This is a genomic window from Microbacterium sp. KKR3/1 (assembly GCF_021272365.1).
GTDB classification, from domain to species: domain Bacteria; phylum Actinomycetota; class Actinomycetes; order Actinomycetales; family Microbacteriaceae; genus Microbacterium; species Microbacterium aurugineum.
Map to the genome: position 1 here is coordinate 347274 of NZ_JAJSDW010000002.1, position 14046 is coordinate 361319.

At 67.5% G+C, this 14046-nt stretch carries 9 protein-coding genes; 8 read left to right on the plus strand and 1 reads right to left on the minus strand.

Annotation, left to right across the window (positions count from 1 at the left end):
* Positions 1-63: 63 nt before the first annotated feature.
* Positions 64-1110, minus strand: coding sequence for a LacI family DNA-binding transcriptional regulator (locus LVJ59_RS13350; RefSeq protein ID WP_232763424.1), 1047 nt, complete (start codon positions 1108-1110; stop codon positions 64-66).
* Positions 1111-1187: 77 nt separating this feature from the next.
* On the opposite strand from LVJ59_RS13350, the gene LVJ59_RS13355 reads away from it, so the two are divergent.
* From LVJ59_RS13355 to LVJ59_RS13390, 8 genes are all read left to right on the plus strand, one after another.
* Positions 1188-2447 carry an FAD-binding protein gene (locus tag LVJ59_RS13355; protein ID WP_232763425.1) on the plus strand — a complete coding sequence of 420 codons (1260 nt, stop codon included), beginning with the start codon at positions 1188-1190 and terminating at the stop codon, positions 2445-2447.
* A gap of 642 nt (positions 2448-3089) precedes the next feature.
* Entirely contained in the window at positions 3090-6176 is a 3087-nt protein-coding gene (locus LVJ59_RS13360) for a carbohydrate binding domain-containing protein (protein ID WP_232763426.1), read from the plus strand.
* A 148-nt stretch (positions 6177-6324) separates the two neighbouring features.
* Positions 6325-7344, plus strand: a complete 1020-nt coding sequence (locus LVJ59_RS13365) for a LacI family DNA-binding transcriptional regulator (RefSeq protein ID WP_047524284.1) — start codon at positions 6325-6327, stop codon at positions 7342-7344.
* Positions 7344-8882, plus strand: coding sequence for a sugar ABC transporter ATP-binding protein (locus LVJ59_RS13370; protein ID WP_232763427.1), 1539 nt, complete (start codon positions 7344-7346; stop codon positions 8880-8882). Before LVJ59_RS13365 ends, LVJ59_RS13370 begins: the two co-directional genes overlap by 1 nt.
* Positions 8883-9068: 186 nt before the next feature.
* A complete protein-coding gene (locus LVJ59_RS13375; protein ID WP_047524286.1) occupies positions 9069-10076 on the plus strand; it encodes a substrate-binding domain-containing protein in 1008 nt (335 codons plus the stop codon).
* A 78-nt stretch (positions 10077-10154) separates the two neighbouring features.
* Positions 10155-11762 (plus strand): sugar ABC transporter ATP-binding protein, encoded by a 1608-nt coding sequence (locus tag LVJ59_RS13380; protein ID WP_232763428.1) that lies wholly within the window; start codon positions 10155-10157, stop codon positions 11760-11762.
* The gene (locus LVJ59_RS13385; RefSeq protein ID WP_047524288.1) at positions 11759-12838 is read left to right on the plus strand and encodes an ABC transporter permease; all 1080 of its coding nucleotides are present in this window, start codon (positions 11759-11761) and stop codon (positions 12836-12838) included. Before LVJ59_RS13380 ends, LVJ59_RS13385 begins: the two co-directional genes overlap by 4 nt.
* On the plus strand, positions 12835-13872 hold the full coding sequence (locus LVJ59_RS13390; RefSeq protein WP_232763429.1) for a sugar ABC transporter permease: 1038 nt from the start codon (positions 12835-12837) through the stop codon (positions 13870-13872). Before LVJ59_RS13385 ends, LVJ59_RS13390 begins: the two co-directional genes overlap by 4 nt.
* Positions 13873-14046 lie beyond the last annotated feature (174 nt).

The window sequence follows — 14046 nt, forward strand, 5'->3', positions numbered from 1 at the left end:
CTCATCATTACATCGATGTAATCGGATGTGCAAGCATCGATCGCGCTCCGATGCCGGCGGAGGTCAGGGGCGGTAGCCGGCCGGGCGGCCCTCCGTGCTCGCGCGTTCCAGGAGGTGGTGCGAGAGGGTGAGTGCCCGCGGCGGAGCCGTGCGGTCGTCCATGCGGGACTCCAGCAGGCCGAGTGCCGCGATCGCGAACGCCTGTCGATCGAACGCGATCGAGGTCAGTGCCGGGGAGGTGAAACGCGAGAACTCGACATCGTCGAAGCCGGTCACGATGACGTCGTGCGGCACTCGGATGCCGTTGTCGTGCAGGGTGTGCAGAGCCCCGAGCGCGAGCGAATCCGTGAACGCCACGATCGCGTCGAAGGGCACGCGGCGATCGAGCAGGGCACGCACCGCCTCCGCGCCACCGGCCATCGACCAGGGCAGACGATTGATCTCGAGGGCGGGATCCCGGGCGATGCCCGCCTCGCGGAGCGCATCGTGCACACCCTCGAGGCGCAGCCGGCTCGTGGCTGTCGCGATCGACGGATCGTCGTCGGCGCCGACCACCGCGATCCGTGTCGCGCCGCGGGCCAGCACATGCCGCGTCGCATCGGCGGCAGCCTGTCGGCTGTCGATGCGCACATGGTCGGCGCGGTTCTGCTCCACCTCGCCGATCACCACCAGCGGCGGAAGGCGGTCGGCGTACTTCAGCACGCTGTCCTCGAGGCGGATGGGGTTGAGGATGAGGCCGTCGACCAGGTGCGCGCGGGCGCGGGAGACCAGCTCCTTCTCACGCTCGGGCTCGGATGCCGTCTCCTCGATCTGCACGGCGAGGCCTTTTCCGTGCGCAGCCTCGACGATGCGATGCACGAGCTCTGCCGAGAATGCGGTCGCGAGATCGGGGAGGGCGACGGCGATGATCCCGGAGCGCCCCTTGCGCAGTCCCCGTGCGCTGAGGTTGGGAACGAAGTCGAGCTGCGCCATCGCGGACTCGACCTTGGCCCGAGTGCTCTCATTGACGGGAACTGTGCCGGTCACGACGTTCGACACCGTCTTGGGGGAGACCCCGGCGAGGGCCGCGACGTCTTTCATGGTGGCGCGGGGCGGCGGCAGCGCTGTCATCCGGTCAGCCTAGCGCCGAGCCCGGCTGATGCGGAGTACATCGATGTAGTCGATCGGCGGGTGGCTATCATGGCGCAATGAGCAGCGAGCGCAACTGGGCAGGCAACCTGACGTACCGGGCCTCGGCGGTCGCGCACCCCGAGTCCGTCGACGAACTCGGCGCCCTGCTCGCGCAGGGCGGGCCGGTGCGCGTGCTCGGCTCACGGCACTGCTTCAACGACATCGCAGACACCGAAGGCGTGCTCCTCGCGCTCGACCGTCTGCCCTCGGTGTTCGAGGTGAGCGCCGACCGGACGGCCGTGCGGGTCTCCGGTGCCGCGCGCTACGGCGACATCGCGCCCCTGCTCGACGCGGAGGGACTCGCGCTCGCCAATCTGGCCTCACTCCCGCACATCTCCGTCGCCGGAGCGGTGGCCACCGGAACGCACGGTTCCGGCGACGCCATCGGTTCGCTCGCGAGCGCGGTCCGAGGCCTCACGATCCTCACGCCCTCCGGCGAGACCCGCAGCCTGGAGCGGGGGGACGCCGACTTCGACGGCGCGGTCGTGAGCCTCGGGGCTCTCGGTGCGGTCCTCGATGTGACGCTCGACGTCGAGCCGACCTACGAGATCGCTCAGCACGTCTTCGAGCATCCGGATTGGGACGCGGTGCTCGCCGACTTCGACGAGGTCACCTCGATCGGTACCAGTGTGAGCCTGTTCTCGACGTGGGAGCGCACCGACGTCATCGACCAGATCTGGGTCAAGCAGCGTCTGCCCGAGGTGCGCGAGGCCGCCCGGGTGTCCCTGTTCGAACGGCTCGGGGCCGTCGCTGCCGTGAGCAAGCGGCATCCCATCCTCGGCGTCGACCCCATCGCCTGCACCGAACAGCTCGGCGTCGCCGGACCGTGGTTCGAGCGGCTGCCGCATTTCCGGCTCGACTTCACCCCCTCGGCCGGCGCCGAGATCCAGAGCGAGTACCTCGTGCCGCGTGAGGATGCGGTGGCCGCGATCCAAGCCGTGCGAACCCTCGCGGGGCAGATCGCGCCCCTGCTGCTGGTGAACGAGATCCGCACCGTGCGCGCGGACAGTCTGTGGCTCAGCCCGTCGTACGGGACGGATGTGGTCGGTCTCCACTTCACCTGGAAGCCGGATGAGGCGGCCGTGCGCGCTCTGCTGCCGACGATCGAGGCAGCGCTTCCCGCCACGGCGCGTCCGCACTGGGGCAAGGTGTTCACCCTCGACGGCGCCGAGACGCGCTCGCGATACACGCGCGGAGACGACTTCGCCGCGCTCGCCGCCCGCTACGACCCGGACCGCCGCCTGGTGAACCCCTACCTGGAGCGGCTCGGTCTCTAGTCCGCTCGCGCCCCGCCCGTCTGACCGCTCCGGTCGCGATATGGCAGCCAGAACGGCCGCTTTGGGTGCCATATCGCGACTGGAGCCCCTGGGTGAAGAGCGGAGCGGCGGGGCGGAGCGATCGAGTCTTGTGCTCGAATTCTGTTACCGGTAACATCAGGCTCGCAGTGATCATCACACGGCCCGTCCGGGCCGTCCGGACTCGTGCCCCCGCGAGCCTCCGGCATCTCAAGGAGGAGAGTGCATGAACAGCGTCGCCGGCATCCAACTGTGTCGACACGGTCAGCGGGTTCCACACCGTCGCCCGGAGCGTGAGCTCGGGCAGGGGCAGTCCCGAACGTCACGCTGAGCCCTGGAGGGAACTCCCTCTGCAGACGCGCCGTGCACGCGGCACGTGTGAATCCGCGGACCTCCGTGTCCGTGCGGCGTGCTCGGCGTGCCCGCGACATCCGGTCCTGAATCCCATCGACCCCACAAGGGGACCGAGGCCCGTCCTGCGGCGATCCGCCGCATCGGGAGCCCTCGGTCGTATCCCCGCCTTCGCCTGAGGTCAGCACACTCGACGGACTTCTCCTGCGAGGAGAAGCCCGCCATCGGTGTGCGCCCGCGCCTCGGGCGAATCGATCCGCAAGGAGAACACCAGTGAAATCACATCTCAGATTCGCCGATCGGCAACGCAGCCGATCCGTATCGCGCCCGGCAGCGCTGCTGGGCGTCGCCACCCTCATCGTCTCGTCCGTGAGCGCGGTGGGAGGACCGGGAGCGGCCTTCGCCGCGTCCGACATCATCGAGAACGGCACCTTTGAAAGTGGGCTCTCGGGGTGGACCGCACCCCTGGGCGGGACGCTTGCCGAGAGCTTGGATGCTCGCACCGGCGCGAAGGCTCTCGCGATCAGCGATCGTTCCAGCTTCCAGTCCGGCCCCACTGCGACGGTGACGGGGCTGCTCGACACGGAGGAGTCCTACGATCTCTCGCTCTCGGTGAAGTTCGACGCCGGCCGGGCCACGCAGAACTTCAATGTGGTGCTGTGCACCTCGACGCGGAGCCGCTGTGACGTGGTGGCCTCCACGACCGCGACGGCGAGGGAGTGGTCGACGATCGAGGAGACGTTCACACCGTTGACCGCCGACTACGACATCCTCTTCGTCGAGACCCCCTGGAACACGGACGTGCAGTCGTTCGTGATCGACGATGTCTCGCTGACGACCGGCGACGGAGGCCCTGCGGTCACCGAACCGCCGGCCGTGCCGGGAAACCTCCTGCCGGACGGTCGCTTCGTCTCGGACCTGACCGGATGGACCAACACCCGTGGCGGCACGCTGGCGCTCAGTGACGACGCGGCGAGCGGGGCGCACTCCCTGAAGGTCACCGGCCGGGAGAACACGCAGTCGGGTCCGTTCGCAAGCGTCGCGGACAAGCTCGAGCTGGGTGCCTCCTATCGGCTCACCGGCACGCTCAAGTACGACGAGGGCAACCCCACCCAGCAGTTCAACTTCACCTTCTGCCCCACGAACTTCAACGGGTGCGCCGACTACGGTCACACGTTCACGAAGGGGGAATGGGGCACGTTCTCCCAGGAGTTCACGGCCGAGGCCAGGCACGTCGCGGCGGGATGGCTGTTCGTCGAGACCCCCTGGGGCTCCGATGCGTTGCAGGACTTCTCCGTCGATGACCTGTCGCTCGTCAAGATCGCGGATGCCCCGGAGGGCCCCGTCTTCACCAACCTGGAGAAGGTGCAGACCAAGCCGATCGGTGACCACAACCCGCTCGTCGGGCACAAGTTCGGCGCCGACCCGCACCACCTCGTCTACAACGACCGCCTCTACATCTACTCGACCGATGACACCCAGCAGTACGACCTGAACACCAAGGACGAGAACGGTCTGCCGACCCAGTCGAACGGCTACGGCGGTATCACCCGACTCAACGTGATGTCCACGACGGACATGGTCAACTGGGTCGATCACGGCTCGGTGCCGGTCGCCCGCGAGGGCGGCGCCGCCCCTTGGGCCCGGAACTCGTGGGCACCGGCCGCGATCGAGAAGGACGGCAAGGTCTACCTCTACTTCTGCGACAGCGGAACCGGCACGGCGGTCGTCGTCGGCGGCTCGCCACTGGGCCCGTGGGAGGACCCGCTCGGCAAGAAGATCATCCCGGACACGGTCTCACGTGACTACATCGCCGAAGGCGGATTCCCGGCAGGCATGTGGCTCTTCGATCCCGAGGTCTTCATCGACGACGACGGCCAGGGCTACCTGTATTTCGGCGGCAACTCGCAGATCGGCACCGCGCCGGACGTGCAGGGACCGCAGAACCCGAAGTCGACCCGCGTCGTGAAGCTTAAGGACGACATGGTCACCCTCGACGGCGACCCGGTGGAGATCGACGCCCCCGGCATGTTCGAAGCGTCGAGCATGTTCAAGCGGGACGGCAAGTACTACTACTCGTACTCGTCTAACTTCCAGGTGAACGAAGCTCCTGGGCAGTACCCGTCGCGCGGCGCGATCGCCTACATGATGACCGATGACCCGATGACGCTCGGTTCCTCGGAGTACGCCGGGGTGGCTTTCCAGAACCAGGGCACGTTCTTCGGAGCGGGCAACGGTGGGAACAACCACTCCGACATGTTCACCTACAAGGGCGGGACCTACTTCACGTACCACGCGCAGACGCGCGGGGCGGCGTGGGCGGCCGCGCTCGGAACGCCCGGAGCGACACAGGGGTACCGCTCGGTCCACATCGACAAGCTCGAGTTCAACCAGGACGGCACCATAAAGCCGATCGTCGGAACGCGTGCCGGGGTGGAGCAGGTGGAGAGCTTCGACCCGTACCGCACCTTCGAAGCGGAGACCCTGGCCTGGCAGCTGGGCATCACGACGATCGAGGGGGATGCCGATTCGGTCGAGTTCCCCGAGCACAACGGTTCAGGGAACATGGTGCTGTCCGGCGTCGACGACGGTGACTTCTCCGGAATCTCCGGCGTCGACTTCGGCTCCGGTGCCCGGAAGGTGTCCGCGACGGTGAAGCCGTTGGCCGCCGGAGGCAGCATCCAGGTGCGTCTGGATGATGTCGACGGCGCGGTCGTGGCGGAGATCCCCGTCGACGGCACGATCGGGGAGTGGACGACGGTCGAGGCCGAGGTCACCGGTGCGACGGGCGAGCACGATGTGTTCTTCGTCTTCGCCGCAGCCGAGGGCGCGGACGCCGAGACCGACGTGTTCGAGGTCGACAACTGGGCGTTCACCCCGATCGACGACAATCCGGGCACCGAGCTGAACGTCCAGCTGTCCGTCGACACCGCTGCCGCAGGAAGCACGGTGACGGTGATCGCCACCGGCGTGACGAGTGACGAGGTCGAGATCGGCATCGAGAGCACGTATCGGGCGCTCGCGACCGCGACGGCGGTGGCCGGCCGGATCCAGGAGACCGTGACGATCCCTGCCGACATGGCGGCGGGTGCACATCACATCGTGCTCCGAGACGGCGAGACCGAGCTCGCACGGGTGCCGCTCACCATCACCAGGTCGAGCGCTGGTGGCGGCACCGGTGGCGGTTCCTCCGCCGGAGGAGGCGCGGGCGGTTCCGACGGTTCCCTCGCGAACACCGGTGGCGACGCCAGCGCGTCGTTGACGGCGATGTGGCTCGGGGTGCTGCTCCTGGCGCTCGGATCCGGTTTCTGGGTCCTGCGTCGCCGCGGCCGCGCGGTCGTGGAGGTCGAGAGGGAGTGAGGTGAGGTCGCCGCTCGCACGCGGTGACCTCCGCTCCCGGCCCGCCCCTTCCTGGCTCCCCGCAGCAGGAAGGGGCGGGTCCCTCTGTCGTTGCGTGGTTCCCACTGTTCTCGGTAACATCGCTCAGACAGGGCCGACGGAGGTGCGCATGGTGAACGTCGGCTCGGACAAACCCAACATCCGACAGGTGGCCGTGATCGCCGGGGTGTCGCACATGACGGTGTCGCGGGTGTTGAACGACCATCCCAACATCAAGCCCGATACGCGGCGCCGCGTGCTGGAGGCGATCGAGGAACTCGACTACCGGCCGAATCTGGTGGCACGTGCGCTCGCGACGCAGCGGTCCCGCCGCATCGGCGTGCTCGTCGAGAGCCCCGGCGCTTTCGGGCCGACCAGCATCCTGAGCGCGGTCGAGCTGGCCGCCCGCGGCGCGGACTACTCCGTCGCCCAGATCGCGCTGCACGAGGGCGATGGTCTCTCGCCGCAGGAGGCGGTCGAGAGCCTGATGACGCAGGGCGTCGATGCGCTGTGCGTGATCGCGCCGCGCTCCTCCTCGGTGGCGGCTTTGCGCCGGGTCGTCATCAACGTCCCGATGCTCGTGGTCAAGGCGGATGCCGATCCCACCTTCCTGACCGTGTCGATCGACCAGCACGCCGGGACCACCTTGCTGGTGGATCATCTGGTAGCCCTCGGCCATCGAGACATCCTGCACATCTCCGGTCCCCTGGACTGGCTCGACGCCCGCGCCCGCGAGCGCGCCTTCCACTCCAGGGCGAAGTCCTGGGGCATCCGCGAACGTCCGATCGTCGTGGGCGACTGGACCGCCGACTTCGCCTATGACTTCGCGATGGGCCTGAACCGGCTGCCCGACTACACCGCCGTATTCGCCGCGAACGACGACATGGCGATCGGTCTCATCCACGGACTGCACGACAAGGGCTTCAGTGTTCCGAACGATCTCAGCGTCGTCGGTTTCGATGACGTGCCCCTCGCGCGGCACTTCCTGCCGCCGTTGACCACCATCCGCCAGGACTTCCACGCCCTCGGAGTCGCCGTGGTCGAGATGCTGCGTGCGGCGATCGAGGAACGTGAGATCCCTGCGTTCACGCGCATCCCCACCGAGATCGTCGCCCGAGCCTCGACCGGGCCACCGCGGGAGGTGCGGTGATGTCCGCCCCCGGACCGGAGCCCATCGTCGAGCTCTCCGGGATCACGGTGGACTTTCCGGGTGTGCGCGCGCTCGAAGACGTCGACTTCCGTCTGTTCCCCGGCGAGGTGCACGCGCTGATGGGCGAGAACGGCGCAGGCAAGTCCACCCTCATCGCGGTGCTCACGGGAACCTGCACGCCGGTCGCGGGCACCGTGACGATCGCGGGGGAGCAGCGTCGGCTGTCCGGTGTCGCCGACAGCCGCGCGGCTGGCATCGCGACCGTGTTCCAGGAGACGCAGCTCAGCCCGAACCTCAGCGTCGCGGAGAACGTGATGCTCGGCCACGAGCGTCGAGGGATGTTCGGGATCGACTGGCGTCGCACGCGGGCCGATGCGGCACAGGCGCTGGGCAGACTCGGACTGGACGACCTCGACCCGCGGACACCGGTCTCGATGCTGTCGCCGGCGCAGAAGCAGCTGGTCGCGCTCGCGCGCTCGGTCGTGGATCAACCCGACGTGCTGGTCCTGGATGAGCCCACCTCGAGTCTTGACCAGGCGGAGGTCGCCACCCTGATGCGGGTCATCCGCAACCTTCGCGAGCGGGGGGTGGCGATCCTGTTCGTGTCGCATTTCCTCGAGCAGGCGTTCGCGATCAGCGACCGGATGACCGTCCTTCGCGGGGGTCGCCTGATCGGCGAGAACGCCACCCGTGATCTGGACAGGGCAGAGCTGATCTCCCAGATGCTGGGCAAGGACATCGAGAGTCTGCGCGCCCTGAAGTCGGAACGGAAGTCGCATCACTACGTCTCCGATGCCCTCCCCGCCCTCCAAGCCCTCGACATCGGACGTCGTGGCGAGTTGGCCGAGACGGACATCGAGATGCAGAGAGGCGAGATCGTCGGCTTCGCCGGGCTGCGCGGCTCAGGTCGGACCGAGCTCGCGAGCCTGCTCTCGGGCGTCGCCCGCGCGGACTCCGGTGAGGTCTGGGTCGAGGGGGAGCGGGTGGAGCTGCGCAGCCCCTCGGTGGCTCTGCGTCATCGCATCGCCATGTCCACGGAGAACCGGCGCACCCAGGGCATCATCGGCGACCTCACCGCGCGAGAGAACATCCTGCTGTCGCTGCAGGCTCTGCGCGGATGGTCGAGGCCGCTGTCGGCGGGTGAGTCCGCGGCGTTGATCGACTCCTACGTCGAGGGCCTGCATCTCGATCCCGTCGACCTCGATCGCCCGGTGAAGATGCTCTCCGGTGGTGCGCAGCAGAAGGTCCTCCTCGCCCGTGCGCTCGCAGTGCGCCCGCATGTGCTGATCCTCGACGAGCCGACGCGGGGGATCGACATCGCGGCGAAGCTCGACATCCAGCGCCGTGTCAGCGAGCTCGCTGCCGGAGGGGTCGCGGTCGTGTTCATCTCGTCGGAGCTCGAGGAGGTCGTGCGGGTGAGCGACCGCATCATCGTCCTGAAGGACCGCGAGAAGATCGGCGAGCTCAGCAACGGGCCTGGTGTCACCGTCGACACCGTGGTTGAGATGATCGCGGCGGATGTGGAGTCTCGGCTGTGATGATTGTGCCCGGTAACACGATGAGGATGACGATCTAGCCCCGGTATTCGAGTTACGCGTTGTGTTCCAGTCTTTGTTCCCGGTAACATCGGCTCCGGGACACGACGACAGTGTCCTGCAATCACCAGGACCACGATCGGTCCGAAACGGTTTGCCGGGTTCATCCCGGCGTCTCAAGGAGGAGAAATGTCCGTGAAGAAGCGCATGCGCACGGCGATGGGCCTGGCAGCTGCAGGAGTTCTCGCGATCGGTCTCGCGGCCTGCTCGACCGGTGGATCGGGTGACGGCGGCAGCGGCGACGGCGGTGACGCGGGAGAGCTCACGACCGTCGGGTTCGTCGCCGTCGGTCCCGAGGGAGCATGGCGCGAGGCGAACGAGCGAAACATCCAGGACACCTTCACGGAGGACGCCGGATTCGACCTCAAGTACGCGCCCGCGACGAACCTGGACCAGAAGTCGCAGATCGACGCGTTCACGTCGTTCGTCGACGCCGGTGTCGACGTGATCCTGCTCTCGGCCACCGAGGCATCCGGCTGGGAGGACTCGCTCAAGCGTGCACAGGAGGCGGAAATTCCCGTGATTCTGCTCGACCGCGGCATCGAGCCGGACGACGACAGCCTCTACGTCACCCGCATCGCCCCCGACAACGTCGAGGTCGCCAAGGAAGTCGGCACGTGGGCCGCAGCGACGTTCCCCGACGGTGGCAACTACGTCGTGCTGGAGGGACCGGCCGGCGTCGGCGTCGTCAATGAGCGCAACGAGGGCTTCGACGAGGGCCTCGGAGGTTCGTCGCTGAACAAGCTCGATGCCCAGACCGCGAACTGGTCGGCGGAAGAGGGCAAGAGCGTCTTCGAGACCATGCTGAAGGCGAACAGCAACGACATCCAGTTCGTGTTCGCGCAGAACGACGAGATGGGTCTCGGCGCGGCGCAGGCCGCGGAAGAGGCGGGTCTGGTCATCGGCACGGACGTCAAGATCGCGACGATCGACGGCACCAAGAATGCGATGCAGGCACTCGCGGACGGACAGCTCAGCTATGTGCACGAGTACAACCCGCTGTTCGGTGAGACCGCCCTCGACGTGGTGAAGAAGACCCTTGCCGGCGAATCGGTCGAGTCCTACATCATCGTCCCCAGCGAGGCGTTCGACTCCGCCGAGGCGGCCCAGGCCGTTCTGGCCGACCGCAAGTACTGATCAGACCGAGGCCTCGGCCTCACGCCGGGTGGCGCAGCGCGATCTGCGTCACCCGGCTTCTCAGACGGAGAGACAGCGATGAACGAAGAACGGCCCATCGTGGAGATGCACGGGATCTCGATCGAGTTCCCCGGCGTCAAAGCACTCGACGGCGTCGACTTCCGCCTCTTCCCCGGCGAGGTGCACGCCCTCATGGGAGAGAACGGCGCCGGCAAGTCGACCCTGATCAAAGCCCTCACCGGCGTCTACACGATCGACTCGGGCACGATCACGGTCGCGGGGGAAGAGCGCAGCTTCAGCGGTACGGGCGATGCGCAGGCCGCGGGGATCTCGACCGTCTACCAGGAGGTCAACCTCGCCCCGAACCTCTCCATCGGCGAGAACGTGATGCTGGGGCACGAGGTGCGCGGCCTGTTCGACATCAACTGGCGAGCAACCCATCGGGCGGCGACGGCGGCGCTCCGCCGACTCGGGCTCGAGCACCTGGACACCCACAAGCCGCTCGCGACGCTCTCGATCGCGATGCAGCAGCTGGTCGCGATCAGCCGAGCGATGGCCATCGACGCCAAGGTCCTGATCCTCGATGAGCCGACGTCCAGCCTGGACGCCGCCGAGGTCGAGGGGCTGTTCGGAGTGATCCGCTCCCTGCGCGACCAGGGCGTCGCCATCCTCTTCGTCTCCCACTTCCTCGACCAGATCTACGCGATCAGCGACCGGCTCACGGTGCTGCGCAACGGACGGTACGAGGGCGAGTTCCTCACCAGTGAGCTTGATCGCCACGCGCTGATCTCGACCATGATCGGCAAGGATCTCGACGCTCTCAAGTCGCTCGGCGGTAACCGTCGACGGGAGTCGCGCGACCCCGACGAGAAGCCCCTGCTCACGGCATCCGGGATCGCGCGACGCGGCGCGGTCGAGGCGACGGACCTCGAGATCCGACGGGGCGAGGTGGTCGGCTTCGCGGGTCTGCTCGGCGCAGGACGCACCGAACTCGCGCGTCTCCTCTACGGGGCCGACCGGGCGGACGACGGCACTCTCACTCTCGACGGCACCCGGACCGATCTGAAGTCCCCCTCGGATGCGCTCGCCCGCCGCATCGCGTTCTCGACCGAGAACCGCCGCGACGAGGGGATCATCGGCGACCTCACCGTGCGGGAGAACATCGTCCTCGCCGTGCAGGCGAAGCGCGGCTGGGCGCGACCGATGTCGCGCAAGGAGCAGGACGCGATCGTCGACAAGTACATCGCCGCGCTCAACGTGCGCCCCGCGGATCCCGATCGCATGATCAAGAACCTCTCCGGTGGCAACCAGCAGAAGGTGCTGCTCGGGCGCTGGCTCGCGACCTCCCCGGACCTGCTGATCCTGGATGAGCCGACCCGCGGGATCGACATCGGCGCGAAGGCCGAGATCCAGGAAGCCGTGGCGCAGCTCGCCGAGGATGGCGTCGCCGTGGTCTTCATCTCTTCCGAACTCGAGGAGGTGGTGCGGCTTTCGGAGCGCATCATCGTCCTCAAAGACCACCGCAAGATCGGTGAGATCCAGAACGGTCCCGAGGTGACCGCTCAGGAGATCGTCGACGTCATCGCCGCGCACGGTCTGGACGCCGCCGCCGAGACACTCGACGACGCTGACGGCGCAGTCGTCGATGCCGTCACCCACACGACCGAGAGCGAGGGCGCGCGATGACCGCCGCAGCAGGGACGACCTTCTGGCATGATCTGATCCGCAAACCGTTCTTCTGGGGCATCGTCGCGATCGTGGCGCTGCTCGCATTGAACGTGGTCAAGGACCCGACCTACCTCGCGGTGACGATCAATCCGAACAACGGCAACCTCGTCGGGAACGTGATCGACATCCTTCGCCAAGCGGCCCCGGTGATGATGATCGCGATCGGCATGTCGCTCGTGATCGCGACCGGAGGCATCGACCTCTCGGTCGGCTCGCTGATGGCGGTCGCGGGTGCCGTCTCGATGGAGTTCCTCAGCGCGGCCGGCGACTCCGAGTCGGTGGGCATCGCTTTCTCCGCCGTCGGCCTCGCGCTGCTGGTCACCGCGATACTGGGGGCGGTGAACGGCGTCCTGGTGGCGTACATCGGTTTGCAGCCGTTCATCGCCACACTCGTCCTGATGCTGGCCGGGCGCGGGATCGCGAAGGTCATCACCGGCGGTCAGAACACATCCGCCTCGAATGCGCCGTTCCGCTGGATCTCGAACGGGTACCTCATCGGGATCCCGGTCGTGTTCATCATCGCCGTCCTGATCGTGCTCACGGTCGGCATGGTCGTGCGCCGCAGCGCGCTCGGCCTCATGATCGAGGCGATCGGCATCAACCCCAAGGCCAGCCGCATGGCGGGCATCAAGCCGGCGGGGCTTCTGCTCACGGCCTACGTGCTCAGCGGCATCCTCGCCGGCGTCGCGGGCATCATGTCGGTGGGCAGCGTCATGACCGTCGACATCTCCCGCACCGGCTATCAGCTGGAGCTCGACGCCATCCTGGCGGTGGTCATCGGAGGGGCGTCCCTCGCCGGAGGGAAGTTCTCGCTCAGCGGCGCATTCGTCGGGGCACTGCTCATCGCGACGCTCGACAAGACCGTGTTGTTCCTCGGGGTCTCGTCGTCGGCGACCCCGGCCTTCAAAGCGATCGTGATCGTCGTGCTGTGCCTGCTGCAGTCCGAACGGGTGCGCAGCTGGTTCCGCACACGACGACGGGTCGTCACCGTCACCCCCGCCCAGGAAGCCATCAAAGAGGAGGCGAAGGCATGACCGCTCTGATCGCTGCCCCCGAGCAGCACGAGCGCGCGGATCTGGTGACCCGCGTCCGGCGGGTGGTTCTCGCGAATCCGTCCGTCCTCCCCACGATCGCATCGGTCGTCATCTTCGTCGCGATGGTCATCTACGGTGAGGTCGCCTACGGACGCGTGGTGCAGTTCAACACCCTGTCCAACCTGCTCATCAACAACGCCCACCTGATCGTCCTCGCCGTGGCGATGACGTTCGTGATCATCACCGGCGGTATCGACCTCTCCGTGGGATCGATCATCGCGTTCTCCTCGGTCGCGGGGGTGATGCTCGCCAATGCGGGCTGGAACGCTTACGCCGTCATCGCGGTGATGATCGGTGCGGGTGGGGCGTGCGGCCTGGTGTCGGGCATCCTGATCAGGTACTTCAACGTGCAGCCGTTCATCGCGACGCTGGCCATGATGTTCCTCGGCCGCGGACTCGCCTCGTTGCTCAGCACCACGCCCGAGCGGCTGGATGAGGACTCGCCGATCCGCTGGATCGGGGTGCAGCTGAAGATCATCGACGGCCCGAAGGTGAATGATCTCGTCATCACCCCGGCAGTGATCGTCGCGGTCATCGTCGTGCTCGTGGCCTTCTTCGTGCTGCACCGGACGCGCACCGGACGCACCGTGTATGCGATCGGCGGGTCGGAGAGCTCTGCTCTCCTGATGGGGCTTCCGGTCTGGCGGACCAAGGTCCTGGTGTACGTGATCAGCGGAGCGCTCGCCGGCCTCGCCGCGGTGCTCTACACCGCCCGCCTCGGAACTGCGCAGAACATCACGGGAATCGGGTGGGAACTCGACGCGATCGCCGCCGCGGTCATCGGGGGCACGGTCCTCACCGGCGCCTACGGGTACGTCCTCGGCTCGGTGGTCGGGGCACTGGTCCTCGGTCTCATGAACGTGCTGATCACCCGTGACGGCGGTATCCCGCCCGAGATGACGACCATCATCACGGGTGGCATCCTGCTGGTCTTCGTTCTGCTGCAGCGCGTGGTGACGCGCAAACGGGAGTAGCACCCACCCAGTTGGCTTCCGGTCGCCGGGGGTCTCAGGGGGTCTCCCGGTCGCCGGGAACCTTCCGGTCGCAATATGGCAGCCGAAACGGCGATTCTGGCTGCCATATTGCGACCGGAGCGTGGGCTTGAGCACGGACCGGGGAGGTGCGGACGGGGCGGTGCGGGGCGGGAG

Bases quoted from the DNA above. Each gene is read 5' to 3' on its own strand.
- LVJ59_RS13370 (WP_232763427.1), top strand. From the start codon at position 7,344: ATGTCCGCCCCCGGACCGGAGCCCATCGTCGAGCTCTCCGGGATCACG.
- LVJ59_RS13350 (WP_232763424.1), bottom strand. From the start codon at position 1,110: ATGACAGCGCTGCCGCCGCCCCGCGCCACCATGAAAGACGTCGCGGCC.
- LVJ59_RS13365 (WP_047524284.1), top strand. From the start codon at position 6,325: ATGGTGAACGTCGGCTCGGACAAACCCAACATCCGACAGGTGGCCGTG.
- LVJ59_RS13390 (WP_232763429.1), top strand. From the start codon at position 12,835: ATGACCGCTCTGATCGCTGCCCCCGAGCAGCACGAGCGCGCGGATCTG.
- LVJ59_RS13380 (WP_232763428.1), top strand. From the start codon at position 10,155: ATGAACGAAGAACGGCCCATCGTGGAGATGCACGGGATCTCGATCGAG.
- LVJ59_RS13385 (WP_047524288.1), top strand. From the start codon at position 11,759: ATGACCGCCGCAGCAGGGACGACCTTCTGGCATGATCTGATCCGCAAA.
- LVJ59_RS13375 (WP_047524286.1), top strand. From the start codon at position 9,069: ATGTCCGTGAAGAAGCGCATGCGCACGGCGATGGGCCTGGCAGCTGCA.
- LVJ59_RS13355 (WP_232763425.1), top strand. From the start codon at position 1,188: ATGAGCAGCGAGCGCAACTGGGCAGGCAACCTGACGTACCGGGCCTCG.